Source organism: Candidatus Zixiibacteriota bacterium, from assembly GCA_029860345.1.
In the GTDB taxonomy this organism is placed as follows: Bacteria; Zixibacteria; MSB-5A5; order GN15; family FEB-12; genus JAJRTA01.
Window position 1 is genome coordinate 1 of the sequence record JAOUBJ010000025.1, and the last position, 26,667, is coordinate 26,667.

Here is a 26,667-nt window from a genome sequence, read left to right on the forward strand (position 1 = left end):
GTGACACCTATTCGCCGTGGCAAAAAGGTGGCGTCGAAAACGCAATCGGGCGTATGCGCCGAACCCTTCCCAGAAAAACTGATCTGGTCAAACTACCGGAGGAACACTTCGTGCATTTCATACAGGCATACAATAACACGCCCCGAAAATGTCTGGACTTTTGGACCCCGGCAGAGGTATTTTGGAAGGAACTGTTGCACTTCAAATGTGAATTCACCTTCCCGCCTGTGCGGGAATGACCGAGGGTATCCCACGGATCAGTTGCGAAGATAGACCTCGTATGTGTACGACAACGTTTGCTCCTGGCCGGGTTTCAATTCAATCTCCCAAACGAGCACATGACGCGTATTCACTCGCCTCAAACCTTTGGCTGTAGGAATATCCTTCGCTTGAGGAGTAGATTCAACCACTTCGCCGGTGAGGTCCTTTGTCACTTCCAGAGTCGCAGCTTTGCTTTGTCGATTCTGCAGTTTCAGTTCCCCTTTCACCCTGACGAGGTCATACGAGTACCCGTGAAATGATGCCGCGTTACGTTCGCGTTCAACCTCCACCTCGGCCTCCTCGGCCACAACGTTCATGGCTCGATTTATGCGTATGGTGGTCTCGGCGCCGGGTGCAGTGTAGTAACAGATATCCTGCCCGGTAAACTGGCCGTCATTGACAAACTCGGCCGCGGCCGTCGTCCATGGCATATCCATATTATTGACCAGACGACAGGAATGCCAGACCTCCTCGGCCAAGGCTTGTTCGTCGTTATCGCGGTTTTGCCGATATTGCTCGGACTCGTCGAGCATATCGGGTATTTTCCAAATATAAATGTGTTTGTACGGTACTTCTGCGGTAAAGAGCGGAAGGCAAGCTGTCTCCCCACGGAGCAGAGTGAAACTTTCGACCGGATAGAAGAAAAGGTCTTCGGCCACAAGACCTTCGGACGCCGTGGAATATCCTGGGGCAGGCGTGAACATGTCGCTCTCAGACCTCAAGGTGTTTGATATCATGGCCTGCTGCCTCATCATATTCCCACGCGAGCCGGATTCACTTCGTCCGGTGGTGAGCGCCTTTAGAAAACCGGCAAGATTCTCGCTCATAGCCACCGGGCTGTTAACGTCGCCAAATCTGATATTCGGGAAGCCGGTCACCAGATCAAGGTGGATTGCCTTCAGGTCGGTTACTTCGTTTACGACAACCGCCTTGGAACTCAGCTTTGCGGTTTTTGAGTCCGAGATGTCAATAAGATAGCTTGGCGACCAGGTGATCCCGCGAGTAAGATAACTCACGCCTATCTCTTGTCCTTTCGCTTCTTTCTCCAGTTCTATTCGGATACTCGGTGGTGTCTTCGTTGTCGATGGGTTCGGTACCGAGGTTGTGATGTCGTCACTTTCAAAATCGACCCGGCTGATAGACTTGGCGTTCAGCGCAACGGTACCCTCCTGGATTTTGATAACAATCAATGAGCTGGCTGGAGAACGAAGGTTGGATATAGTGCGCGATGAACTTCTGATGTCCAGGCTGGATGGGCGTGATTCTTCAACCGGAGGTGTCGCTGAAACGACTTCAATTAATGTTCCCTTGATTGCCGACCCTTCATTTTCGGAAGTGAACAGGGTGACTTGCCGTCCTGGATTGAGGTGAAGAAGTCCGGCAATGTCGCGGGCCGACCAGGTGGCTTCAACATCTTTTTCCCCTTTGCTGGTGACCAGTTTGTTCACTTTCAGGTCTTGGGGATAACTGATCCAGAAAGTTCCGTGCGAAGGTACCGGAAGCTGCTTCACTTTGACAATGGTTGCCCCTTTCGGCAGGATCGCGGATGAGGTGAAGTATCCCAATCCGTTCTTGAATAGGGCTACTCGTTCGATCTTGAGGTCTGCATCCGAGCCCTCATCAGTATCTGCACTCATCACCAACCCTGCCAGCATGAGCATCACACCGCATGTTACTCCGATCACTTTCAACCGTCGTCTTTCGCTCAGTTTGTTCAGCATCATATCCCTTTCTGCTGGTTGCTACTTTTTCGGCGCACCCCACGAGCGGGTTCGTGTGGGTGGACTGCCGTATTAATCATGAGGTCGAGGCATTGGTTCAAACTATATTCTGAGTCTTAGGCAGTCAAGGTTGGAAACCAACAGCCTGCGGAGGGTTCGGCGCATCGGAAAGGCTTGACAAACATCCGGTTTTGGTTAATTTGAAGAGGATAAAGTCTCTGTTGATTCGTACAACTCTTTTCAAGTTAGAGTCCAATATGTTTAACACTTCCGGATTGATGTTCAGGACAATCGGGGCAGTCTTAGCATTCGGGCTGGTCGCAGGCAGCGCATTGGCGGCCAGGATTGACGTGAAGACCGATCACTATGCTACCCCTGGCTGGTACACAACAATCACAGTGGAGGTTGATTCGCTTGAGACAGACATTAGCTCGTTCGATCTTACGCTGGCGATTGACGAGTCGGTTTACGGTTTGGTCAATGCGGAGCCGGGGCGGTTCGTGTCCGACTGCGAGTGGGAGTATTTCGGTTATCGCAGGATTCGGGCGGACTCTCTACCTCAGTTCGACCTGGAGGGTCGCACCGATCTACTGAACGTAACCGGTATCGCGTCCATTTCGCCCGGGTACACTCCAACCTGTTTCGGTGGTGGCGGCAGCCTGGAGTTATTCACGGTTAAGACGCTGATCGATTATGACTCACGCGGAACGGACATACGGTGCCAGGCTTTCCCGATTCAGTTCTTTTGGCGGGATTGTAACGACAACATCCTGGTAACACGCTATGGCGACACCGTCCTGGCCGCCGAGTCGGTTTACGATGGTGCGGATAACGAGTTGATTGATGCCTCCTTCCCCGGCTACGGCGCCCCGGACGAACCGTGTCCTAACCCACCCGGACAGGTGTTAGTCCATTCGCCGGTTCTTACTAACGACTGGCTGGACCTTGCCTGCGACGACTCGGTCTACATCAGGCGCGGCGATATAAATCTCAATAGCCGACCGTATGAAGCCGCCGATGTCGTGCTGTTTATGTGCATATTCCCATGGGGTATAGGTTGTTTTGGCATTGATGCTGATGAGCAGATTGAGCAATCGGACGTCAACAATGACGGCATAACCCTGAGTGTCGCCGACCTGGTGCTGATGATCCAAATAATAATCGATGACGCCCCGCCGGTAACGAAACCAACGACCGGCGAGTTCGAAGCCGTGGCGCATCTTGAGTCGAACGCGGAATCGACCCGACTTTCGCTTGATGTCAACGAGGATATCGCTGCCGTATACATGCGTGCAGTCGGTCCAACCGAAACTCCCCTGAGCGGGTCGGACATCACTTTCCCGGATAGACAGTTCGACGTTGGTCGGATCGACGACACCGTGACAATGTTGTTGATCGACATTGAGAAGGGCGAACCGGTGCTCGATCCAGGTCGTCATGTGCTCCTGGAGAGCCTCGCACCCGATCTGACCATGACTGAAATTGTCGTCGTTGATATCTATGGGCGTGAAGTAAACGTAGTCCACAAGGGCAGCCTGCCACCGGCGGGCGCGGTGCTGAACCAGTGTTATCCCAATCCCTTCAATGCATCGACAGTGATTGAGTTTGACCTGCCGACCACGACGGACTGGAGACTGACCGTATACAACGCTCTCGGACAATCGATGCGTGAGTTCTCCGGCAGGGACAACGGGATGGTTACGGTTGAGTGGAACGGCCTCACCACAGGCGGTGACGTGGCGGCTTCCGGCGTCTATTTCTACCGCCTGGAAACGGGTACCGACGCCCAGACCAAAAAGATGCTGCTGTTGAAATAGAGATGGTGGCTGCGAGGTTAGTCTTTTGCACCAAAGAGCTTGCGGAAAAACGCAGCCAACCACGGGAATAAAGTCGCCCTCGGCTTCTTAACAAAGATTAGTTCAAAATCTTCAATCCTCTCGGCGAAACGTTCGCCATACGCGAACATCTCAAGACAATCGATATACCCCTCATCATCCCACAGAATGGCCTGGCCCGAGTGGTCTATGTTCCTGGACTTGATGCAAGGCCCATCTATAGGCCTTGATCCACACAACCCTATCGGGTCCACAACGCCAAGACTACGCGGCACTGCGAGATCAACATAGAAACCGTGCTTGGCCCACTCACGCTTGACAAGTTTCGCTGCATCAATTTGGTCCGAGAGTTGCTTATTCTGATAGTGTTCCATATACCATTCCAAAACCGCGCGTTCGAGGTTGTTGAATTCACTTTCCGACATCTATGATTCTCCCAGGAAGAAACTCACCCGCCGCCTGGCTGTAGATGGGTGTAACGTGACTGCATCAGACCTGCACATTGTGGCGGGTTCCCTCCTGCGGTGAAGACGGACCCACCTTACGATTGTGTCGGGCGGGGTCGCCCAACACCACCGAATGGCGGGTTCACGCCGCGGCGCGCAGGCGAAGACGGACCCGCGGTACATGATCTAGGTTGTGGCCGGTTCTGAAAATTCGACCACCACAAGAAACAGACCCCGCCGTTCTACCACGACGAACAAATCCCACAGCAAGCTGTGGGCCACCGGCCCTTCGGGTCAAGGGTTTCGACCTACATCTAAATTTCTTTGGACAGTTCGACCAGCCGCCGATACGGGATGGCCTGCCAACTTTCTGCCACAAAGGCACCGTTGGCCATGCTTATCATCGAGACTTTGGCGGCTACCTCTTCATTCGGTGCTTCATAGATAGCCATGAAATCGTAAGTCCCCAACAGACCGTAATGGGCAATGAACTTCACCTCCGGACACTTCTCTGTCACCTGCTTTAGCCAACTCTGCCCCATCGCCTCACGCTCGTCCATCCTTTGCGCCGCCTCCGGCGACAACTTGGTCATGAGAATGTATGTGCTCATGATCTAACACCTTTCTTTGTCAGGAGCACAAGGCTCCTGACCTACTTCTGTCGCAATTGGCGGGTCCACGCCGCGGCGCGCAGCCGAAGACGGACCCGCCCTGCAGAAAATATTTAATTGAAGATACACCCCCCTTGTCTTACCACCACAACAAAAAGTTTCAGCTGGCACACACGAGTGTCACATATTGCAGGTTCTGCCGATATAAGTGTTGACAAGTGCCCAAATGGGCAGTATTGTGTACGCGAAGCGAAACATCAATTGCAGGATGCAGGAATGAAAGAGCTGACGGACAAACAGCGAGCAGTTTTGGAGTTTATCAAGAAACGAATCAGTCAGCGGGGGCACAGCCCGACTATCCGTGAAATCGGTGAGGAATTCGGGATCACCTCGACCAATGGAGTCCGGCTGCACCTCGGTGCCCTGATACGCAAAGGCTTTCTGAAAAAACATGCGTTCATTTCGCGCGGATTGGAGCTGACTCAGTCTCTGGTCGGTGGGGTGGGACGGCTGCCGCTGGTCGGGTCGGTGCCGGCCGGTCTGCCTATCGATGCTATCGAGAACCAGGAGGGTGAGATCGCCGTCGATGAGAGTTTTCTGCCCAAAGGAGAGAAATTCACCTTGCGCGTTACCGGCGATTCTATGAAAGAGGCCGGTATTTTTGACGGCGATATCGTTATCGTCCAGAAACGGCAAACAGCGCAAAAAGGTGAGATCGTGGTAGCCATAATCGGCGAAGAGGCAACGGTCAAGAGGTACTTCCCCGAAGGGAAACGGATTCGGTTACAGCCGGAGAACGATGCGTTCGAACCGATCTTTGTCGACAAGCGATCCGGTGAGTTTCGGATTGCCGGCAAAGTCGTCGGCCTGATGCGCCGCATGGCATGAGGTGTCGGCAAGCTGGGAACAGCAACCGACAGCATCTCGCTAGTACCCCGAGTCCCCTCCACCTCACCCTGAGCGGAGTCGAAGGGTAAATCCAACAGGTGATTCCATAACCAGCGAAGTTTGGTGACGGCGCCGTGACGAAAAAAGAACGTTCTTGCTTCGACTCCGCTCAGCATGAGGTTTGTATAGCGCAAAGCACAGTAGACCCATCTACGGTCGGGTTTGCCTTTGTCAGACGAGGTCGCCCTGCACGTTACACGGTAGCCCACGCAAAAAAGAAGGCCGTGCAACTGACATTGTCGGTCTGCCACACAGCCATCCTAGTCTTTAGTATTTGAAGTCTGTCTTACTTGCCGGCGTCGGCCTGTTCAACAAACTGAATAGCTTCAATTTCAAGCTTCACCGTCACCATATCGCCAACCACCATGCCGCCGCCGTCGAGCAACTTGCTGAAGCTGACGTTGAAATCCTGACGGTTGATTTCGGCTTCGGCTGTAAATCCGGCCCGAGTATTACCCCATGGGTCCGTGAGAGTGCCGTGGTGTTCACAGTCAAAGATGACTTCCTTGGAGACATCTTTGATGGTGAGGATACCGGTCAATTGGAATGCGTTGTCCTTCGTGTCGCTGACTTTGGTCGACTTGAAAGTCATGGTCGGGTATTTTTCGACATCGAAGAAGTCCCCTGTCCTCAGATGACCATCACGTTTCTCATCGTCAGTGTCGACTGAGGCCATCTGAACCGTTACCTCGACCTTACCAGCGCCAAAATCCTCGCCGCTGAAGTCCAGAACACCTTCAAAGTCGCTGAAATGCCCGGTAGTTTTGGAGATCACCATGTGGCGGACCGAGAACCCGACCGAACTGTGAGATTTGTCGAAATTCCAGGTGGCAGCCTGGGTCATGCCGACGGTCATCAACAGTGCAATGATGACAACAGTACACTTTCTGAACATAACTGTCCTCCGTTAAATCCTGTTTCATTACTTTCAGGGCTTATAACAGCAGGATTCGACCCTGGTTCCCGGTACCGGATCGAAAGCAGAGCTCGGTTCATCGAGTAGCGCAACGAATGACAGGCAATGGCGGCCGTTGGACAAACTGAAGCCCTGTCTCTGTGGCTCGAGACAGGGCTCCTTCATGGCGGTGTCGCTGGGAGAAGGGCTGACTTTGTCAGCACGCTCCTCACGCCCTGCGGCGCATCATCTCCCAGCATTTTCCGGGCACCAACTCCCCCGACGCTGTTCTATTCCGGTTCTCAGACGAATCTCCCTCGCGGCAGTGGATAACTCGGTTGAAAGAAACTTGCAACCCGTAGGGCTCGAAAGGGTCTGGCGTTCACTTTGGAGGGGGGTGCGGTGGCGAAACCAAGATCCCAGCTCCTCGGTTTCAGAACCACTGATCCGCATCCCCCCACCGCTGCATCATGTGCAGGCATGAAGGGTTCTGTGGCATGCATAAGCACTCCAAGTAAACTGCCCCCGATCTTGCTCAAGACATTCCCTTGACTGCGTTGGGCAAGATTCATAGACTCCAGGTTCGGTCCGGTAAAAGACAGTTGCACACTGTCGCCGAGACTGAAAGGCGAACTGTGTCCGGGGTATAGTCCTGACCGCAAGGAAACCCCGCTGACACCGTGATTATCGGAATCGTTCTGGTCTCTTCTTCGATCGGCAACCGCCGTAAAATTAACAAAACGCACGCGGTCAACCCGCTGATTCATCAGTTTTCCCCTTCAATGCAGTCTGATTCGTCTCAGACGCATCCATGCGTACATCTTACAAATAGCGGTGTTGGTATGAGAGGCTGGGACCCCCAGTTCCTACTCATGCAACTTACATTACAAACGTTAGATTGTCAAGAACTTTCTTGGATAGGTTGGATAGGTCCATGGTGGGTTGTTGCATGCGAGCATCGTTGGGTGGTCATTCGCGACAGGAGACAGGCGTGCTACGTTGTCTGAGAGCTTCAAACAAACAGACACCGGTGGCAACCGAGACATTAAGGCAGCCGACCTTACCCTGCATAGGAATTCGCACCAGAAAGTCGCAGTGTTCTTGAGTGAGACGCCTGAGACCCTTCCCCTCCGCGCCCATGACAAGTCCTAATGGCCCGACCAGGTCGGCATCGAACAGAGAACCCTTCGCCTGGTCGGCAGTACCAACCAACCACAGACCGACATCCTTCAGCGCTTTCATTGTACGGGCCAGATTGGTTACCTGGATCAGCGGTATTCGTTCGGCGGCGCCCGCAGCTGCCAGTCGCACGACATCAGTCAGGCCGACAGCACGATCACGCGGCACTATCACGGCGTGAACACCGGCTGCCTCGGCGCTCCGCAGACAGGCGCCAAGATTGTGCGGGTCCTGTACACCGTCCATGATCAAGAGCAAGGGATCACCCTCCAAGCTGTCGATTATTTCGAACAGATCGTTTTCCGACCTGACCTGAATAGCAGCGCCGAGGTCGGCATGCCCATGTCGGCGTTCTTTCTGTGAGCGGGGACGATTACCCACGGGCGAACTCCACCGAAACGGCGTTCGTTGAGAAAAGTATCATCATGCTGTTAGGTAATCTGTGACGTCGGGCTTGTCAAGCTGGTGATGACAGTTATTGAAGACCGTGTTGGGGCCGGAACCGATCCGACCGTCAGGATTTTTCCTTGCCCGCCGGTGCCTTTTTGTCAATATTACCAACCGCCCCGGGCGAAGGTTGTACAGTTTTCGGGGTGCGCCGTCGGTCAAAGGCGGTATAAGACGAAAAGAAGGAGCTTTGAATGTCTTTGTTGAATTCCGTTCGCACTCTGGTTTTGGTTACCGGCGTTCTGTTTGTGATTAATTCTTGCGGCAATGGTGATGGTGCCGACGATCCCGACCCCAATGAGCCGGGTGTTGTTTGGACATTACGATCGACCGGCATTGCCGGTTACCTGGTTGGAGTCGTTTGGTCGGAGGCTCACCAGATGTTTGCGGCGGTTGGTGATGCCGGTTTGATCATGACTTCGCCTGACGGCGTGATCTGGAGCCAGCAGGACAGCCCAACCGACGAGTTCCTTCTTGAAGTTGCCACCACTACATCTGAATTCATTGCTTTGGGCAACAACGGAACGATGCTCAGTTCGGCTGATGGCTTTAGCTGGACCGAGGTTTCCCTGGACAGTCTGGACATTGCCGACGGCTGGCTGTATGGCGGCGTAGCCTCATCGCAGGATTTGGTTGTCGCCGTGGGGCAGGACGGAGTGATCCTGTGGTCGGATGACGGCGACACCTGGCAACTGGCCGATACCACCGGCACCGGGCAGGACCTTTACAGTGTTACCTGGTCGGATATGCATTCTGAGTTTGTTGCTGTCGGTGGGCTGGGTACTATCCTGACTTCGACCGACGGCAACGTATGGGAACTTGAGACAGTGTCGCCAACGATTGCCTGGCTTTACGATATCACCTGGTCGACAACTGCTGAAATGTACATCGTGGTCGGTCAGGACGGTACTATCCTGACCTCAAGTGACGGTGACACCTGGATCGAACAGGAATCAAGACTTGGCAACTATCTCTATGGTGTCGGCGCGGCTGACGGTTTGTTCGTGGCCGTGGGTCAAGATGGGCTGATCCTCAGCTCGGATGACGGCGTGGTCTGGACGCTTCGTGAACACGGCCTGGCCGACAACCTGCGTGCGGTGGCCTGGTCTCCAACTCTTGACCGATTCGCTGCGGTGGGTATTGCTCAGTCGGTGCTTACTTCCGAAGACGGCATCGAATGGGTGTCGCAGTTGAATGGCATCACTATCGACTTGTACGATGTAACCAGCAGGATGGGCGCCGACACTCTGAGTCTGGCCGTCGGTTCCGGCGGGTCAATCCTGGCCTCGCCGGACGGTCTGGAATGGTCGCTCATTCGTGCCGGCGGCGATGACGTGTTGCGCGGCATCACATATCGAACCGGGGCCAACCCCATGTTTGTAGCCGTGGGTGACCATGGCGCTGTTTTGACATCCAACAATAGTGGACAAAGCTGGGATACTGCCACGGCCTCGGTGCATCATCTTTACGCCGTCACGTTCTCGCCCAATCTCCTGGTGGCGGTCGGGCGCAGTGGAACAATTTTGACATCACAAGACGCCGGTCTCTGGACACGGTTTCCAAACCTGGGCACCAGCGAGCACTTCCGTGGTGTAGCCTTCTCTCAGACCACTTTTGTGGCGGTCGGCGATAGCGGAATAGTTGCGACAGCTCCGGATGGATCTTCCCCAACCTGGACAACCAGCCGAATACCCGAGGAACCATTCCTGACCGGCGTCGCCTGGATCGACAGCATGTTTGTTGCCGTTGGTGCAACCGGCGCCATCTTCACCTCACCCGATGGCCTCACTTGGGCCGAACAGCTCTGGGATGTGCCTGTTGAGGACCTCAAGCAACTGAACGAGGTTGCATCGTCGGGATCATTGATGGTTGCCGTCGGCCAGGAGTTGACGATCATTTCATCGTCCGACGGGTTGACCTGGATCGGTCAGGGTCAATCAGGCACGGGAACGCTTGAGGGTGTCACCTGGAACGGGACACGTTTCATTGCCGTGGGTGAGGGCAACCGCCTTATCACCTCGCCATAGGGTGGCAAACAGCCCACTCGCCTATGGACAGTCAGGTGGCACGGGGCCGCCGTTGAACATGTAGTCGACCAGATAGACCAAGTCAGCGATATCAATCGTAGGGCCACCGTCGCCGTTTATGTCAGCCTCCATGAGACAAGGCGGCTCGGGACCTTCTGTGAACATAAAGTCGACCAGATAAACTAAGTCGCCAATGTCGAGTGATGGTTCATTGTCATGGTTGACGTCACCGCGGGTCAGGCAGCAGCAAGCATCGCCGATCCCGTCACCATTACTGTCGGCCTGGTCGGTATTGGCCACCTGGATACAGTTGTCGCAGGAGTCACCGACCGAGTCGGCATCGAAATCTTCCTGGGCGGTGTTGACTGTGGTCAGGCAGTTATCGCAGCTATCCCCTACGCCGTCGACGTCGACGTCTTCCTGAGCCAGGTTGCTTGCGGACGGACAATTATCGCAGACGTCGCCGACTGTATCGCTATCGGTGTCGGACTGGTTCTCGTTGATAACAGTAGGACAGTTATCGCAGACATCGCCCACACTGTCCAGGTCACCGTCGGCTTGATTTGTGTTGGCGTCGTTGGGACAGTTATCGCATACATCACCGACCGTATCCAGGTCGGAATCCTCCTGCCCGATATTCGCAGCCAGCGGGCAGTTGTCACAGACATCGCCCACTGTGTCATGGTCTCCGTCGAGTTGGTCTGCGTTGGAAGCAGTCGGACAGTTGTCGCAACCGTCGGGCACACCATCGGAGTCACCGTCGAGGCTGTCGTCGTACCCCTGACAGATATCGCATGAATCACCTACGCCGTCGAAGTCGGTGTCAGCCTGGTCGCCGTTGGCCACGGTTGGACAATTGTCGCAACCATCCGGCACGGTGTCTTCATCGGTGTCGGCATTGTCGTCATACCCTTCACAGGCATCGCAGAGATCACCGTTGCCGTCGCCGTCGCTGTCGGTCTGGTCACTGTTGGCGATTGTGGGGCAGTTGTCGCAAGCATCGGGTACGGTATCTATGTCGGCATCGAGATGGTCGTCACCGCCGGGGCAAACATCGCATGAGTCGCCCACGCCGTCTGCGTCACTGTCCTCTTGCGCAACGTTGGCCACGGTGGGGCAGTTGTCACAAATATCACCGAGACCGTCGCTGTCGGTATCCAGTTGATCGGCGTTGGCGCCGTCGGGACAGTTGTCGCAGAGGTCACCAATCAGGTCGCCATCGGAATCGTTTTGGTCCGGGTTGGCGATGGCCGGACAGTTGTCGGTCGCGTTGTCGACACCGTCGTTGTCCACGTCCGGATCATAGATGGTGTAGCAGTGCGGCCCGCTCCAGTCAGGTATAACATTGCCGACGCCGGTGCCGTAGGCCCATAGCCACAGGCCGACCGGCAGGAAGTAACTGGTGGAGTCGAGGCAAACGGTCTTGCCGCTCTGATCGGCATCAAACCCAGTGGATATCAAGAAAGTCACGGCGTCAAACCCGTTTGGCAGTCCGGTGCCGTTCATGATCGCCGCACCCAAGGCTATTGTGTCGGCCGCCGATCCGGTCACACCGAAGGAGTCGATGGAAACCACCAGATCATAGAACCCGCCCAAGCCTACTGCGGCCGTGTCGCCGCCGAGCGGTGTCCATGTCGCGCCGTCGGTGGAAAGTAGTTCAAAGCCGTTCGTGAATCCTTTGATTGGTGCGCCCACGCCGGTGTTGGTCCAGCGAAGGTTGAAGACTATCGGCACTTCGGTGCTAAGGGTGTCGGTAGCATAGAGCCCGTCGACGGAATCCAGAGTAACGGAGGCGGGGAAAACGGCCGAAGTCAGGGTGAACATACTCAGACCGACCAATACTAAGATAGCTCGCTTATTCATGTAATCCTCTCTGCTGTTGGTACTACAGGGTTGCAGACGCCGCAATATAACGAATATCGCGGCATCGTCAATGTAGATTTCCGATACGGGTCGAGTCTACTTTCGGTCGGGCTCAGAGATCAAACGGTAACTGCCGCCACCGCCCGCAGATAAGAGTGCGTCGATGACTGTCGACCCAGGGAACAACTCCAGGGTCGAATCGACCGGCCCGTATGTATATGCCGAGAGTACAAACGAAGGTACCACCATTGACAAGGTATCAGCGGCCGGAACCTGTTCAAAGCTATAGAGACCATTGGCATCGGTAGTATCTTTCATCACGTTCGTGACCAATCTGTCGCTCAACAGTAGCTGTATTTCGACATTAGCCGCGGCGACCGTGTCGGTGGAGACAGGATCAATCAGCCGAACATGCCCCGACAAGCTCGCCGACAAAGGCGGCAACCGAACTTCCAGGTTTTCTACATAAGGGTAATCACCCGGATAGGAATCGCCTTCACGCACAAGATCATCCAAGGGTGGGATGACCCCATCATGAACCAGTTCGGCATAATCGGTCTTGCTAAATGAAAACCCGTGAGTACCCGATGGGACCACAGTGCCGACGACAAAAAAACCGTTGGCGCCGGTTATGCTACTGCCGGCGAAACCCGAGATAACCCACGAAACCTCGACACCCGGCACCAGCGAATTGTCGAACGCATCCCGCACCAACCCGCTGACTCCTCCGGCCACTCGGTCGATGTCCCAGTAGGTAGCCAGAACAGAATTTGCCACGTCGGGTGGACCGTCATCAAGAGAGTCGGGCGGTGTCCAGTCTGAATCCGCTAATACCAGGCGAACCCGGCGCCCACAAGGCAACACGAACGAGAACGTACCATCATCTGCAAATACCCTGATGTGTCCATAAAACACGCCACTGGTTGAGTACATCACGATCTTGACCGCATTCAGGTCGACATTGTTGACCCGTCCGGTGAGAGGTGAGTCGGCGTCAGACACATTGCCGCAGTCGGCCGGGAGAACAATATCGAGCATAGTGGCGGCTTGACTCAGATTGCCGACAATGCGTGGTCCGCCGGAGTCCTGGACCTTATCGTCGCCGCAGTTGGCAAGCATCAGACAGCAGCTAGTGACTAAGAGGGTCAGCAAAATCAGTTTGATCGAATTGGCTTTCATCGGGCATACCTTTCTGGTCGGAGGCGAATCGTTTGCATTGCTCCACCATAAGAAAAACAATGTCTGTTGTCAAACAGGATACGATGGGCTACTTGTAGAGGAATCTTTTGATCTTGCGGGTGGAGGTTTTCTCAAGTTCTTCCAGACGGATATCGAATGATGCGATTCTCTTGTAAGCAGCCACCTGTTCGTTGACCAGAGCGACGGCATCGGCAACCACCTGGTGCAAACGTTGCTGATCGGGTTGTGTTATGTTCTCAATCAACCCTGCTTCGAGCAGCCATTCGAGATCAGGGACGATCAGCGCCATCACTTCTTCTCTTTGCTTACCTTCACTAATGCGCCCAAACACGACCGCCTCCAGAATGTGCGGTGAAGTTGTCAGTTTCTCTTCGATCTCCTCGGGATAGATGTTCTTCCCGGCAGCCGACACAATCAGGCTCTTGCACCGCCCGGTGATCCACAGATGGCCGCGGTGCAGCCTGCCCAGATCGCCGGTGTGTAACCAGCCGTCGATTATCAAATCGGCCGTTTCTTTGGGTAATCCGCGATAACCGGGGGTGACGTTTTCCCCCTTGACGACAATCTCCCCGATTCCCTCCTCGTCCGGGCTGTCGATTGCCACCTGAACATTCGGGATCGGAGGTCCCACAGAGCCGAATCTTATGTCATCGGGACGGTGAGCCGACACGACCGGTGAGCATTCGGTCATGCCATAGCCTTGCATGCAGTCGAATCCGAGCAGATTGAAAAAGCGGGCGATGCGCGGTGACAAAGCAGCGCCGCCGGAAACAAACATCCGAACCGATCCCAGACCGGCCCGGTTACGTACCGATCGAAAGAGAGCGCGCCCCCATTTACCGCCCAAACGCCAGCCGAGTGCAGATACTGACATAAGGGACCGAAACAGCAACCGGCGCATGGTCGGCGCTGTGGCCAGTTTGCGTTCGAACGATTGATGCATCTTTTCGAACAGCAGAGGTACCCCGACCAAAATCGTTACCCGGTTGTGCGCAATGTCCTCTACAATCTGGCCGGATTTCAATGAGCGGGCATACACTATGGTTGCACCGGACATGAGAGGCGTCAGAAAGCCGCAGGTAGCTTCAAAAGTGTGATGAAGCGGCAGGACCGAGAGGAAAACATCACCGGGTCCGAACTCCAGGGCTTCGACGATACCGTCCAGATTGGCCACCAGATTCTTGTGGGTCAGTTCCACCGCTTTGGGTGTACCGGTGGTACCCGAGGTGTAGATGATAACGGCTGTCTCGGCAGCAGGCGGCAGGGTTTTGAGTGGCTCGTCGGCTGTCAGACGCATCCAGTTGTCAGCGCCGTCAGAATCGAAATCAAAATGCTCAATGCTTACATCGGTGTCGGACATGAGTTGACTGCCGCGTTTGGAGACGAAGATAGACCGCATCGCGGCGTGACCGAGCAGGTAGGCCACCTCGGTTGGCTTGAGATTTATATCTATAGGGACGACGGTTCCCCCGGCGGCCAGAATCGACAGGTAAGCTATCCCCCACTCCGGTCGATTCTCAGACAGTAAGCCGACGCCCTGCCCATCGATATGATTCCCTGCCTTCAGCCCGGCGGCCATCCGCCGCACGGTCCGGCCAACCTCTGAGTAAGGGTAGCTCCGTCCCTGGCCGCCATCGCTTTTGAAGGCGATCTGGTCGGGCAGGCGTTGGGACGACTGTTCAAATCTTGAACAGAGGTTGGGTGGCGGTGCGTTGTCACGGTGTGAGGCGTTCATGGATTGAATTTAGTGATTGTGTTGACCGTGGCAAAGTGAAAAACGACTAGCTCTCGGTGCTGCAAATCGTCACTGCGGGCTCAAAAAAACCGCCGGGGGTGAACCCCGGCGGTGCGATAATCAATGCGTGTACGTGATTACTATTCCTCGACGGTGATAGTCACACTCAACTGAATGCCGTTACCACGCGGGTCCTGGTCGATGACCGTGACAACATAACTGCCGGGCGCGAGCGGAACCTCCCAAGTGAAGTAGGCTTCACCGTAGGTGTTGGTCTCCACCGTGCTGGCGTCGGGCAATAGAATCGTATGGTCAGCCAACGGGTTGCCGGGCCGGTCTTTGATCAGGCAGGTCAGGTAGGCGGTCTCACCGGGTCCGGGAGATCCCCCGACCGACAGTCTCGAAGTGCCGGAGTAGGCTGTTCCGGTGGTTAGAGTGACATAGAACGATGATAACGCTCCGGCCGGATGCCAGTAGGCAATATAATCAACGCCTCCGATACCGTCGTCATCCACACCGGTAACCGAGAAATCCTGTTTGAGAACTTTGGTTCTGAGGTCCACCCGGGCTGATGCTCCCCAACAACCGTTTTCGAGACTGGCGCCGACCGCGGTAAGCAGGTTTGCATCGGCATTGAACGGTGTTCCGCCGACCACAGGGTTCTGATTCAAGTCGATACCGGTGATCCAGACATAGGCCTTGGACTCTCCATCGGCATACATCGAAGCCGGAACTCCGGTCACTATCAAGGTATCCGGATAGTGCGTGTTGAAGAACATGGCGGTGTCGGCAACGGTACCGCCAGCCGTCTCAGCATAGACCCAGACACGACCATCGGCGGTGTTGACGTTGTTTCCGGAGAACCACTTTGAGGTGGCAATTCCTTCGTGGTTGGCCGTGCGTTCCTGGTGCGACTTCATGGTGCCTTCGTCGACCGAGAAGTAAACAACTTCGGAATCATTGACCGGATTGAGATAGATATCGGAGACAACGGCGACAATACCGTTAACTTCGGCAACGTTGTCCCAGTAAGGCACGTTGCAGGCTTCGTAACCGACCACGATGTAGGCCGGCGGTCCGGCCGTTACCAGTATCTGCGTTGCGTTGGAGAGCACGCCTCCACATGTGGCGCGGATTCTGATCGTTCCGGAAATGGAACCCGAGTGTATCGTTGCCGTAGCCATACCCTGACTGTTGGTGACGGTTTCATAGGGTCCCTGATCGACCGTGCCGAGATGTTCGCCGCCGCCGGGGCCATCTATGATATAAAAGCTGACATTGAGACCTTCCGGTACCGGGTTGCCGTTGACATCATAGACGGTGGCGCGCAACAATCCCACTTCGATACCACCGGTCTGCCGCACCGATAGACTCATGGAGTCGGACGCCAAGAAGATAAAGTCCGGGGTGGCATCGGGTGACAGTTGCAGCGATGTTTCGGATTCGCCGACAATGCCGCCTTCGTTGACCGAGCCCTTGACGTACACGGTCTGGGCGTCGTTGCCGCTTATAAAAGCAACCGAGGCCGAGCCGCCGGAAGTCATGGCGGTCGAGGGAATCACGCCAAAAGCATCCCAGGTGCCGTTGGCATTGGCATCAAACACCAACGAATCGATACCGGCCGACCAGTATCCGTTTCCGTCGACATCGACGAATTTTTCACCGGCCGCGATCCGCACCAGGGTTGAATCCGGCGCCGGTTGGCCGAGCGCATCGCGAACTGAAATCGTCACTACGGCGGTGTCGGCGCCATTGGCCAGCAAGAGATTGGGCGTTATAGACAAACTGACGTTACCGCTGGATTGCTGGCTGCCTGAGACATCTACGCTGGTCGAAGCCGTTTGGTCGGTATAGTCATCAGCCGAGGCGGTGATGATAGCCGCGCCGACGGTGGTGGCCGTGAAGATGCTGGCCGCTGCGCCGGTAGCGTCGGTGACAGCCGACTCAGGCGTGAAGTACCCCGCCGTGCCGGGCTGCACCGAAAAGGTCACAGTCTCACCGACCATGGGCGTGCCGCCTGAGGTCATGGTGCCTTCGACAACCGAGGTGGCATTAAGCTCTAAGGCCGCCGGGCTGGAGGTGACCGCAATTTCGACATCGGATGACACCGGATCGTCCATACGGCTCTTGGAATCACAGCCGCCGATGAACCATAGTGAAAGCAGCGCCACGAACGCCGCGAAAATTACAAGGGGGCACTTCTTATGGGTGAACATAGCTTCTCCTGATTCTATCTCGTTTTGAATTTGTTTATTCTCTGTATCGATACGATCAATCGAGTTTCCTTCAGTTCGGCGGTACCTCAATAGGTCAGGACCCGCATCACTGCGGGTCCTTCAAGCTTTGCAACTGCCCTTCGATCAACCACCACTCATGGCAAGATCTTGCTCAACGATCGTCGGCGTCACGAATATGACCAGATCACGGCTCTCCATGTTCTTGGTATGGTATTTGAACAACATCCCCAGAATCGGGATATCTTTCAGTATCGGCACACCGTGCTCAGATTCGATTTCGTCTTCAGTAGTCAGTCCACCGATCACGGCTGTCTGACCGTTGGCCACGATAACGTTGGTTTCAGCATTGGAGGTGTTGATAATCACGCCGTTGGGATCAAACTCGAAGGTGGAACGTTCCGGTTTCAGATGCATGAGAATCTGGTTCTCGGCGGTGATGTGCGGCGTAACGGTCAGGATGGTGCCTACTTCCTCGAATTGGATGACAACGTTGCCCGATTCGTCGAACTGTTTCACCGGCACTTTGGCGCCCATCTGAATCTTGGCTTCGTGATTGTCGATAGTGGTGATCTCGGGGTGCGCAATGATCTTGCCCTTGCCGTTGGCCACCAGAGCATCGACCATCGCCGTGACGTTGTAGCCGTGCTGGAATGCCGTCACCTGATAATGGAGGGCGGATTTGGAGACATCATTGGCATTGATGTCACCGGACTGCCTGATCTCCCGACCGGACTCGGTGAAATAGGTACCGTTGACATCCCAGTCGATTCCCAGCTCTGAGAAATCATTGGTGAAGATTTCCAGAAGCTGCGCAGATATCTTGATCTGATAGGCCGGCTTGTCCAGCTCGGCGATGTATTCCAACAGACGCGGCATGTTATCCGGCACGTCCTGGATGATGATCGAGTTCGAACGCGGATCACTTTCGACCGAACCGCGGTCGGACATCAGTGACTTGACGGCATTGGTAATGTCGCCGGAAACAGAGTTGGATATCTGGACAATCTTGGTGTCCAGATCGACCATTTTCAGCTGTTCTACGCGATGCTTTTCCTGCTCGGTCACTTCAGTCCGGTAGTCCTTTGCATTGAGAATCCGGATATAGCCGCTTTCCTCTTCGACAACGGACAGACTGTAGGTGCGGCCCACGATATCCATAGCTTCCCGCCACTGGACGTCGCGCAGCTTGATGGTGACAGTTCCCTCCACACCCGGCGCGATCACGACATTGACACCGCCATAGTCGGCCAAAAACGTAAGCACCGAGCGGATGTCGGCCGATTGGAACTGGAGGTTCTCGATTGGTTTGGTAGCATCGGGGGTTTCTTGTGTCATGCCCGCCGCTGCGATCATGCAAAGGGCTACCAATGCAAGCACCAAGCGATGTTTCAAATCTTTTTTCAGGGCCATGGAGTTATACCTGCCTTTCTTATTCCTCTATATGAAGAGCCAGTGTGCGGCTCCAGCCGTATTCGAATATCTGGAAATAGACCCGGTCGGACTCAATACGAAGCACGTATCCTTTTTTCACCCGATCACCGGTCCTCAATATGTATCCGTAACCGTTGGCGTCCTCAAGCAGGGCTGAGTTTTTGCCCCCTTCGCTTTCGAGGATACCAACCAGCCTGAGACCTTCAACATTCGGCACCCTCTGTTCAATCGGGCTTGAAGATACCTGAGCTTCGTTGATCAGAGTTTCGAACGGGTCTCTATAGTGTTTGGTTTTGTATTTCACGACCAGGCGCTTGGGGAATTCAGCCACCATGGTCCCTTTGATCTTCTTGGACACAGCCGGGTTGCGGCGGAACCGTGAGGTCGACTTTTTGTCGCTATCGGCTTGGTCGGCTTTGGCTACCGTTTTCTTGTTTGTTTTGCCGCTTGGCTTTTTGCTTTTGTCGGCCTTGGCGACTGTTTTGGAGTCTGATTTGCCGGCCGCCTTCATGGTGTTTTCCGACTTGGCCGCGGGCTTGACGTTACCTTCGGACTTATCACGCGGACGGTCGACCTTGGCCACCGTTTTAGTCTGAGCTTTGACCGGCGGCTTCGTCACCTTCTTAGTGACCTGCTGTTTAGACTCGGCTTTCGGCTTTGAAGCAACCTTCTTGTCACCGGTTGCAGCCGGTGTTGTCGAGGCTGTTTTCGTCGGAGCTTCGGCTTTGGGCGCCTTAGCGGTTGCAGGCTTCGGCTTTGAGACCGGTGGTTTCACCGACTTAGTTGGCTGATCGGCGGACTTGGTTTTCTTGATCGGCGTCGCCGGTTTCTTGTATAGATCGGCCCACTTGTCTTGGTCGGTGAATTGACCCGTACCCGGGGTGTAAGTAGAGCTTGGGAATGGAGTTCCATCGTCCGGCTTGGTAACCTTCGGTGGCGCGGGATTCTCAGCGTTGGGCTTGGACGGTTTGGCTTTCGCCGATTGAGGCTGGTCCTTGGAGGCCAGGCTGGCCAGGCGATCTTTGTCAATGGCCGAATTCACCTCAGCCGGGCTCTTCTTGCCAGGAGCCGCGGGCTGGGACGTTTTCGCCGTCGGGACGGCAGCATCCTTTGTGGCCACTACTGTTCTTGGGGCACTCTTGGTCATGGCTGCGACAACGGCGGAGGTCGACCAGTCGGCAAACTTTGGTCCACCTTTGTCCGGGAAAACGACTGTCACCGAATGTTGATTGCTCTCTACTCGGTAGGACGCTTCTTGAGCCATGTCGAAAACGACGCGCACGACAGCTTCCGGTTTGGCGGCGTACTGGCTGGTGCGAATGGCCTGAACACCACATTTGGGCAGAGCCATGAATTTCTTGGCGCCCAGATGATGGGTGGCTTTCAGGATATCGACAATGACTCGGAACGGTTTGCCGTCCTTGGCCACTTCAGTCTGGTGGCTGAACCGAACGGTGCCGTCGACATCAATGCGAGCCGAGGTGTAGCCGTTCTGATGGCTCAAGTTGATGTTTGTCACTTGCGACGATGTAGCCGCAACTGAGGTGGCCAGAAGAACGAAGGCGGCCAATAGGCAGATTGCTTTTCTCATCTGGTCATCACCTCCTATATCGTAAGCTCTGTGAGCCGTTCACCGTCTTTCACGAAGTAGGTAGAAAGAGAGAAGACGGCGGACACGGTTTCGTTTTTCTTTTCCCCCGACTTTGCCTCGGCAGCGGCGGCCGACGAAATGGCCACCTCTAAGGCGGTAAGTTGGAGGTTATCGATATTGGCAATGAAGGGGAAATTGGCCACATAGCTCACGAACGACCCAATGTCGTGGTAGGCCCCGGTCATGCTGATCTCGAATGATGCTACATTATAGAACTCTTCACTACCTATATCCAATGGCTGAATGCTGGTAATCTTTGTGCCGGTTAATGACGATGCGGTGTGTAACTGCACCAGGAATGAAGGAATCTGTTTCACTTCGGGCAGCAGCGCTTCGATTTCGTCATATCGATTCAGAAGATCGGTATACTCAACCTTGAGCGCTTCGAGCGATTTGGCCTTAATCTCAACGGCTCTCAATTCGGAAGTGATCCTCTCGAATTCCTGAGTCTGGGTGGCGATCTGCTGGTCGTACTTGGTGTAAAGCCGAGAATGCCAGAAGTAGACAACCACAAAGAAGGCCATGATTCCCAGCGCAATCTTCTGAGTTTTGGCGTCCTTGAAATCCATAACGATCCGTCCCTAATTTAGACTTTTGTGGCTGGTGGTCTTCTTTTTCTTCGCCACGTCGGCCTGAGCAACCGACTTGCGCGACTCTTCATCGGCAAGCAGGTGCACGTCACACGACAGCACGAAGTTGAACGCGGTATATTTGTCAAATTTGACTTCGTTGGTGGAAACCAGTTCCACTTCTGCGAAGTAATCGGAACGCATGATGTTGATCATGAATGCAGCCAGGGCATTAAGGGTGAAACTGTAACCCTCAAGCCGGGCCGGTCTCACCACCTGCACGGTTGGAGCAGCGGTAGTGGTGTCATCGGCGGCCCTAGCGGGCAGTTCATCCTGAGAGAATTTGACCAACCAGACGAATTCCGGAACGTCCCTGGCCATCTCTTCAAGTATCTGCACCCACACGTTTCGATGACTATCGAGCCGCTCGACCGCGCTCATGCGTTGCGTGATTTTGGCCTTGACGGTTTCAAGGCCCTCGACCAGCTGAATGTCTTTTTGCAGCATGGCGGCACGTCGCTTGGCCCTGGCAATGTTGGTATCAAGCTCGGTTATCTGAGCTTTCTGGAGGAAGGTGATTGCGAAGAGCATACACACCACCCCCACAGCACCGCCGATAACGTAGAGACCGGCCTTGCCGAGGGAAAAGTCAAACGACCGCTTGCGATATTCCTTGGGAAGTAAGTTTATTTCTATCATAAGATCCTACCTTACCATCCTCATGGCCAAGCCGATCGGCACGGTCAACAGAGGCGCTATTTTTTCCGGCTGGAGATACTGGAACAGTTCCGGATCATAGTCGATATTGCGCAGGGGATTGGCAATCTCCAAAGGCGTCGACAATCTGGACTGCAGGAACTCAGCCATGTAGGGAATCAGAGCACCACCGCCACAGAGTACGATCCAGTCGACAGTCTCCAGTTTGGACTGTGACTTGAAGTATGAAAAGGCCAGCTCGACACCGGAGATCAGATCGTCGGCGGCCGAGATGATAGTGGCCTTGAGCATGTCCTGATCGATCGACTCGGCCATCTCACCTTTTATGGCTTTGGCCGTGAGTTCCGGATTGAGACGGAATTCTTTCTGGATGGCGTTGTAGATTTCACGCGTCCCGGAGGATACGTCCCGGGTCGAGTGGTAAATGCCGTCGACAACGTAGGTGATATTGGTCACGTCGTGCCCGACATTCAATAGCGCCGTGATCCGGGAAGGATCGATCTCGTAATTGTATTCGTAGGCATTGAAAATGGCCAGAGCGTCATCATCAACAATGACCGGTCTGAGACCGCAGTCTTCGATCAACTGCAAATAGACCTGCAAATACTCTTTGCGAGCGGCGACCAGCAGAACGTCCATCTTGTTGACGTCGTCATCAACGTTGATGATGTGATAGCTGAGCGAAACATCGTCGACATCAAACGGCGCACGCTGTTCGGTTTCAAACAGGATGGCCTGCTCCGCTTCTGTGCCAGACTTTTTGTCGATGGTGAAGCGGTCGGTGATGACACCGTGGCCGGAGATTGACACCACTACGTCCTTGATCTTGGGATCGGTCTGATCGATCAGCGACTGGATATTGAAAATCACAGCCTCGCGATCACGGATTTCGTCGGCCACGATGGCTTCCGGCGGCAGTTCCCTGATGCCGATTGCCGCGACCGAATGACCCGTCTTGGTATGATCCAGTTTGACCAGTTTGACCGAGTTGGCGCCGATGTCCAGACCGACTGTGCTCTTGGCTGAGCGAGAAAAACCCATTGGTCACTCTTTATCTAAAAGTTTCGCAACTCTTGCTTCATTGTTAATCTATCGTCACATCATCGCTTCAGATTAAGGTCTTATCCAAAAAACAGTTCCGGAAAAGCCGCTAATCCTGGCCGGCAGTTCCATACGGACCGCCCGCTATATTATCGGCTGACACTGCCCCACACTTTAGAGTGACAACCTAAGACGTTGATATGCAAGACCATACAACAAAGCCCCTGTCGCAAAGAGAGGGGCTTTGGGAGGATGAGTAGCAGCCGGCGCCGCGGCAGCGCCAGGGACTCTATCTATTCAAAAAGGACCTTTAAGCACCTTCGGCATGCTGTTGGGCCCATAGTTCCCAGTTATCATACGACCTGACTCGACCGGTTGATCTGAGTACATTGTGGAAGGTCTCATAATAATACTCTTCAACCAATCCAATGGTCAGAATGTTGCCCCCGCCGGTAAACCCGGCTGAGCCGTTGGGACCAAAAGTGATGGTGTTGCTGGCCAGGTCGGTGAAAACATACTCGACATGTTCTTCCAGAGTATCCACCCGGACGACACGGTCGTTCGACTCGAAGGTGTAGGTATCGGGATTATTGATATCCTGAAAGAGGGTCATAGTCCGATCGTAAAAATCGAAATAGACGCCATATTGGAGTTTATCCGCTATGGACATGGAGCGGGCCAGCCTGAGGGTCGAGACAATGTCACGATTGGCTGATCGGAATTGCAGCCGCTCGTATGCTCGCTGAAAACGTGGTACCGACATTGAGGCAATGATTCCGACAATCACAGCCAAAGCAAGTAGCTCTACCATTGTCACGCCGGTCGTTGATTTCAATTTCGATGTCATATTGTCACCTGATCTGTTAAGGTATCCGTGTCGTCGCCCGGTCTGGCCTTAAGGAGTTATCAACTTCTCAGCCATAGGGACTCATTTATTCAAGCTGGATTGAGCACAACTCATGCCCGAATTTGCGAGAATTGTACACAGCCGACGCTACCCCGTGATGTTGCTGATGGCCAACCGTTTGACCCGAAGCAAATCCTGCGCAATCGGCTGATTCGGGAACAATACGGGAGGTTCAAACCTTAGAACCTGTAGGAAATGTCCCATACCAATGGGGCACACGCAATTTGCTGTTGACAAAAACCTGAATCGGCCTAACTTGGATTTGACCGCAGGTCTTACGATATATGAAAAAGCCTTCTTATTCATTGAATTAAGGAAAAGATCTCTATGCTGACGCCCGAAACGAGTTTGTTGCGACGGTCCACCCTTTGCGCTGTCATCTTTGTCTGCTTCTTCTGCCTGGGAATGGCTCAGGCTTCGGAGCTGCCGAGCAGCCTGCTGCCCGCTCCCCTGGTAATCTCCAAATCCGACATACCTTTGACACCTACGGTCAAAAGAGCCTTGATTGAACGCGATGGTGACGTGGTGAAGGTGTGGGTGTTCTTCACCGACAAATCGGTCTTCACCGAGGCCGAGTTTGCTTCGAAGGCATCGACGCTGACCATCGAGCCGCGAGCACTCAAGCGTCGCGCCAAGGTGGGCCGCGATCAGGTCGTATTTGTCGATTTGCCGGTGGCCCAGGATTACCTGAATAGTGTCGAGCAACTGGGGGGAACAGTGCGCAGAGTTTCGCGCTGGCTGAATGCCGCCTCGTATGAAATCCCGGCCGATCAATTGGATGCGGTAGCGCTGTTGCCGTTTGTTGCCCGGATCAAACCGCTGGCTACTTACAAACGAACCCCGTTACCGACTGAATCGGGCCGGTTGGAGGATTCACCCGGCCAATCTCTGGGATTCGACGCGATCAATTACGGCATATCTGAAAACCAACTGATTCAGATAAACGTCCCTCCCGTGCATGAAAAGGGATTCAGCGGATCAGGCGTAACCCTGGCTATTTTTGACACTGGATTTCGCACCAGTCACGAGGCCTTCACCGCTCATTATAACGCCGGGCACGTCCTGGCCGAGTGGGACTTCATTTTCAATGACAGCAATGTAAACAACGAGGCTGCCGACTGGTCGAGTCAGTGGAATCACGGCACCTATATATGGTCGACCTCCGGCGGCAATCTCCCCGGCCAGATGATCGGCCCGGCCTACGGCTCCAACTTCATCCTCTGCAAGACCGAGGATGTTCGCTCGGAAACACAGGTGGAAGAAGACAATTGGGTCAGTGCGCTGGAATGGGTTGATTCTCTGGGCGCCGATGTTGTCACCAGTTCCCTAAGTTATCTTGGCTGGGACGACGGCACCGGCTACAACCAGTCCGACCTTGACGGCTTGACTGCCGTGACCAGTATTGCGGCCAGTATGGCCGCCGATATGGGCATCGTGGTGTGCAACTCGGCCGGCAACAGCGGACCATCATCGCCGTCAATGAGCGCCCCACCGGATGCTCACGACATCCTGACCATCGGCGCGGTTAACTCAAGTGGATCACTGGCTTCGTTTTCATCGCGGGGACCGACAGCCGATGGACGGACCAAGCCGGAAGTTTGCGCTCTGGGTGTCGCCACCTCATGCGCAACGGCAAGTTCGGACAACGCCTACTCCACCAAAAGTGGCACCTCGCTTTCGACACCATTGGTAGCCGGCGCGACTTGCTTGCTGATTGAAGCCAAGCCACTTTATACGGCCCGCCAGATTCGCTGGGCGCTAATGGAAACATCAAACAACGCCTTAACACCCAACAATAACTATGGCTGGGGTCTGATCGACCTTGACGCTGCTCTAAGTTGGGGTGCACACTTTGCGGCAGATATAAATATAGGCAATGCCCCGGCCACGATTCAGTTTACCGACAGTTCTTCGGTGTCACCATTGTCCTGGAACTGGGATTTCGGTGACGGTGACTCGTCAACCGCGCAAAGCCCATCACACCTGTACAGCGACCCGGGCGCATACGATGTGACCCTGGCCATCGAGACCGATAGCATGGGCACCATAACAGACCTCAAAAGAGGCTTCATTATCCTGCTGGCCGACACGCTGACTTTTACGCCGGTAATGAGTACGCCCGGATCGCAGATTGTAATGTCGGTCGATCTGGTTAACAGCCAGGAACTATCGCAGTTGACCATTCCACTGACCTTTGATGACTCTCCATTCATCACCTTTGACTCCGCAACTCTGGGTAGCCGTACTGCTTATTTCGAGAGGTTCCAGTTGGTCGCCTTTATACCATCGTCCAACAAGTACGTCTACGAGTTGGAAGCCGACGACGGCGGTAATCGCCCACCGCTTGAGGCGGGCGACGGAGAAGTGATGCAGTTGCATTTTTCGATCTCAGGAGCCGCACCGTTGGGCACGAGCATCACCGTTGACACGACTTCCTCGCCCAAGGTTTTGGAAGTTGTCTCTGAGTTCTTGACATACGCGCCGTCGGTCACCACCGGTACGATTGGCGTCTCGTCGACAGTTCGCGGTGATGTCAACGGCGACGGAGCCATCGACATAGCCGATCTCACACATTTGGTTGATTTCATGTTTACCGGCGGTCCACCGCCGATCAGCGAGATGGCTGGTAATGTCGACGGCCTCGGAGGGATAGACATTTCCGACCTGGTTTATTTGGTCGACTTCATGTTCACCGGCGGCCCGCCGCCACCGGTGTAGGAGCGGCCTCCAGATTGCACTTTTTAAGGCGGCATCCTCGTGATGCTGCCTTTTCTATGTAAGTTGATTTGTGGGTAGCGTGGTCATTCCGGCGAAGGCCGGAAGATGGATTCCCTGATTTCACAAACGAAGTGCAACATCTGTATAAGGTGTTGTTATGGGAAAAAAATACAATCAACTCAATCTTGAAGAACGGTGTGAAATATCCAGACTTCATACCGCGGGCTG

Annotated in this window: 20 protein-coding genes; 5 read left to right on the forward strand and 15 right to left on the reverse strand. The window is 54.5% G+C overall.

What is annotated here, in order from left to right; translation table 11 throughout:
- A partial coding sequence (locus OEV49_17110; GenBank protein ID MDH3892784.1) for an IS30 family transposase occupies positions 1–239 on the forward strand: 239 nt, incomplete at its 5' end.
- 18 nt (positions 240–257) lie between these two features.
- Here the strand turns inward: OEV49_17110 and OEV49_17115 are convergent.
- A complete protein-coding gene (locus OEV49_17115; protein ID MDH3892785.1) occupies positions 258–1,985 on the reverse strand; it encodes a DUF4139 domain-containing protein in 1,728 nt (575 codons plus the stop codon).
- Between the two features lie 254 nt (positions 1,986–2,239).
- Here OEV49_17115 and OEV49_17120 point away from each other — a divergent pair, with 254 nt between their 5' ends.
- Positions 2,240–3,799, forward strand: a complete 1,560-nt coding sequence (locus OEV49_17120) for a T9SS type A sorting domain-containing protein (protein ID MDH3892786.1) — start codon at positions 2,240–2,242, stop codon at positions 3,797–3,799.
- Positions 3,800–3,816: 17 nt separating this feature from the next.
- Here OEV49_17120 and OEV49_17125 read toward each other — a convergent pair whose 3' ends face one another.
- Positions 3,817–4,242: a hypothetical protein gene (locus tag OEV49_17125; GenBank protein MDH3892787.1), complete on the reverse strand. Its 426-nt coding sequence runs from the start codon at positions 4,240–4,242 to the stop codon at positions 3,817–3,819.
- 335 nt (positions 4,243–4,577) lie between these two features.
- On the reverse strand, positions 4,578–4,874 hold the full coding sequence (locus OEV49_17130) for a GYD domain-containing protein (protein MDH3892788.1): 297 nt from the start codon (positions 4,872–4,874) through the stop codon (positions 4,578–4,580).
- 276 nt (positions 4,875–5,150) lie between these two features.
- Between OEV49_17130 and lexA the strand changes: the two genes are divergently transcribed.
- Positions 5,151–5,762, forward strand: a complete 612-nt coding sequence (gene lexA / locus OEV49_17135; GenBank protein ID MDH3892789.1) for a transcriptional repressor LexA — start codon at positions 5,151–5,153, stop codon at positions 5,760–5,762.
- A gap of 346 nt (positions 5,763–6,108) precedes the next feature.
- Here the strand turns inward: lexA and OEV49_17140 are convergent, their stop codons facing one another.
- A complete protein-coding gene (locus OEV49_17140; protein MDH3892790.1) occupies positions 6,109–6,717 on the reverse strand; it encodes a YceI family protein in 609 nt (202 codons plus the stop codon).
- 969 nt (positions 6,718–7,686) lie between these two features.
- Positions 7,687–8,277 carry a 23S rRNA (guanosine(2251)-2'-O)-methyltransferase RlmB gene (gene rlmB / locus OEV49_17145; protein MDH3892791.1) on the reverse strand — a complete coding sequence of 197 codons (591 nt, stop codon included), beginning with the start codon at positions 8,275–8,277 and terminating at the stop codon, positions 7,687–7,689.
- Between the two features lie 260 nt (positions 8,278–8,537).
- Here rlmB and OEV49_17150 point away from each other — a divergent pair, with 260 nt between their 5' ends.
- Positions 8,538–10,370, forward strand: a complete 1,833-nt coding sequence (locus tag OEV49_17150; protein ID MDH3892792.1) for a hypothetical protein — start codon at positions 8,538–8,540, stop codon at positions 10,368–10,370.
- A 21-nt stretch (positions 10,371–10,391) separates the two neighbouring features.
- Here the strand turns inward: OEV49_17150 and OEV49_17155 are convergent, their stop codons facing one another.
- The 10 genes from OEV49_17155 to OEV49_17200 form a co-directional block, all read right to left on the reverse strand.
- On the reverse strand, positions 10,392–12,233 hold the full coding sequence (locus OEV49_17155) for a thrombospondin type 3 repeat-containing protein (GenBank protein MDH3892793.1): 1,842 nt from the start codon (positions 12,231–12,233) through the stop codon (positions 10,392–10,394).
- 96 nt (positions 12,234–12,329) lie between these two features.
- Positions 12,330–13,412 carry an Ig-like domain-containing protein gene (locus OEV49_17160; GenBank protein ID MDH3892794.1) on the reverse strand — a complete coding sequence of 361 codons (1,083 nt, stop codon included), beginning with the start codon at positions 13,410–13,412 and terminating at the stop codon, positions 12,330–12,332.
- 88 nt (positions 13,413–13,500) lie between these two features.
- Positions 13,501–15,168 (reverse strand): AMP-dependent synthetase/ligase, encoded by a 1,668-nt coding sequence (locus tag OEV49_17165; GenBank protein MDH3892795.1) that lies wholly within the window; start codon positions 15,166–15,168, stop codon positions 13,501–13,503.
- A gap of 140 nt (positions 15,169–15,308) precedes the next feature.
- Positions 15,309–17,384 (reverse strand): hypothetical protein, encoded by a 2,076-nt coding sequence (locus tag OEV49_17170; protein MDH3892796.1) that lies wholly within the window; start codon positions 17,382–17,384, stop codon positions 15,309–15,311.
- A gap of 144 nt (positions 17,385–17,528) precedes the next feature.
- Positions 17,529–18,815 (reverse strand): hypothetical protein, encoded by a 1,287-nt coding sequence (locus OEV49_17175; protein MDH3892797.1) that lies wholly within the window; start codon positions 18,813–18,815, stop codon positions 17,529–17,531.
- A 19-nt stretch (positions 18,816–18,834) separates the two neighbouring features.
- Complete coding sequence (locus OEV49_17180; protein ID MDH3892798.1) at positions 18,835–20,427, reverse strand: AMIN domain-containing protein; 1,593 nt, start codon at positions 20,425–20,427, stop codon at positions 18,835–18,837.
- Positions 20,428–20,441: 14 nt separating this feature from the next.
- Positions 20,442–21,056, reverse strand: coding sequence for a type 4a pilus biogenesis protein PilO (gene pilO / locus OEV49_17185; GenBank protein ID MDH3892799.1), 615 nt, complete (start codon positions 21,054–21,056; stop codon positions 20,442–20,444).
- A 12-nt stretch (positions 21,057–21,068) separates the two neighbouring features.
- The gene (locus tag OEV49_17190; protein MDH3892800.1) at positions 21,069–21,755 is read right to left on the reverse strand and encodes a PilN domain-containing protein; all 687 of its coding nucleotides are present in this window, start codon (positions 21,753–21,755) and stop codon (positions 21,069–21,071) included.
- Between the two features lie 6 nt (positions 21,756–21,761).
- Complete coding sequence (locus OEV49_17195) at positions 21,762–22,814, reverse strand: pilus assembly protein PilM (GenBank protein MDH3892801.1); 1,053 nt, start codon at positions 22,812–22,814, stop codon at positions 21,762–21,764.
- Positions 22,815–23,124: 310 nt separating this feature from the next.
- Entirely contained in the window at positions 23,125–23,661 is a 537-nt protein-coding gene (locus tag OEV49_17200; protein MDH3892802.1) for a hypothetical protein, read from the reverse strand.
- 387 nt (positions 23,662–24,048) lie between these two features.
- On the opposite strand from OEV49_17200, the gene OEV49_17205 reads away from it, so the two are divergent.
- Complete coding sequence (locus tag OEV49_17205; protein ID MDH3892803.1) at positions 24,049–26,439, forward strand: S8 family serine peptidase; 2,391 nt, start codon at positions 24,049–24,051, stop codon at positions 26,437–26,439.
- The last annotated feature ends 228 nt before the right edge of the window (positions 26,440–26,667 follow it).

Coding starts and splice junctions, on each gene's coding strand:
- OEV49_17155 (MDH3892793.1), bottom strand. CDS start 12,233: ATGAATAAGCGAGCTATCTTAGTATTGGTCGGTCTGAGTATGTTCACC.
- lexA (MDH3892789.1), top strand. CDS start 5,151: ATGAAAGAGCTGACGGACAAACAGCGAGCAGTTTTGGAGTTTATCAAG.
- OEV49_17150 (MDH3892792.1), top strand. CDS start 8,538: ATGTCTTTGTTGAATTCCGTTCGCACTCTGGTTTTGGTTACCGGCGTT.
- OEV49_17190 (MDH3892800.1), bottom strand. CDS start 21,755: ATGATAGAAATAAACTTACTTCCCAAGGAATATCGCAAGCGGTCGTTT.
- OEV49_17160 (MDH3892794.1), bottom strand. CDS start 13,412: ATGAAAGCCAATTCGATCAAACTGATTTTGCTGACCCTCTTAGTCACT.
- OEV49_17120 (MDH3892786.1), top strand. CDS start 2,240: ATGTTTAACACTTCCGGATTGATGTTCAGGACAATCGGGGCAGTCTTA.
- OEV49_17125 (MDH3892787.1), bottom strand. CDS start 4,242: ATGTCGGAAAGTGAATTCAACAACCTCGAACGCGCGGTTTTGGAATGG.
- OEV49_17200 (MDH3892802.1), bottom strand. CDS start 23,661: ATGACATCGAAATTGAAATCAACGACCGGCGTGACAATGGTAGAGCTA.
- OEV49_17170 (MDH3892796.1), bottom strand. CDS start 17,384: ATGTTCACCCATAAGAAGTGCCCCCTTGTAATTTTCGCGGCGTTCGTG.
- OEV49_17165 (MDH3892795.1), bottom strand. CDS start 15,168: ATGAACGCCTCACACCGTGACAACGCACCGCCACCCAACCTCTGTTCA.
- pilO (MDH3892799.1), bottom strand. CDS start 21,056: ATGGATTTCAAGGACGCCAAAACTCAGAAGATTGCGCTGGGAATCATG.
- OEV49_17140 (MDH3892790.1), bottom strand. CDS start 6,717: ATGTTCAGAAAGTGTACTGTTGTCATCATTGCACTGTTGATGACCGTC.
- OEV49_17205 (MDH3892803.1), top strand. CDS start 24,049: ATGCTGACGCCCGAAACGAGTTTGTTGCGACGGTCCACCCTTTGCGCT.
- OEV49_17130 (MDH3892788.1), bottom strand. CDS start 4,874: ATGAGCACATACATTCTCATGACCAAGTTGTCGCCGGAGGCGGCGCAA.
- OEV49_17115 (MDH3892785.1), bottom strand. CDS start 1,985: ATGATGCTGAACAAACTGAGCGAAAGACGACGGTTGAAAGTGATCGGA.
- OEV49_17180 (MDH3892798.1), bottom strand. CDS start 20,427: ATGAGAAAAGCAATCTGCCTATTGGCCGCCTTCGTTCTTCTGGCCACC.
- OEV49_17175 (MDH3892797.1), bottom strand. CDS start 18,815: ATGGCCCTGAAAAAAGATTTGAAACATCGCTTGGTGCTTGCATTGGTA.
- OEV49_17195 (MDH3892801.1), bottom strand. CDS start 22,814: ATGGGTTTTTCTCGCTCAGCCAAGAGCACAGTCGGTCTGGACATCGGC.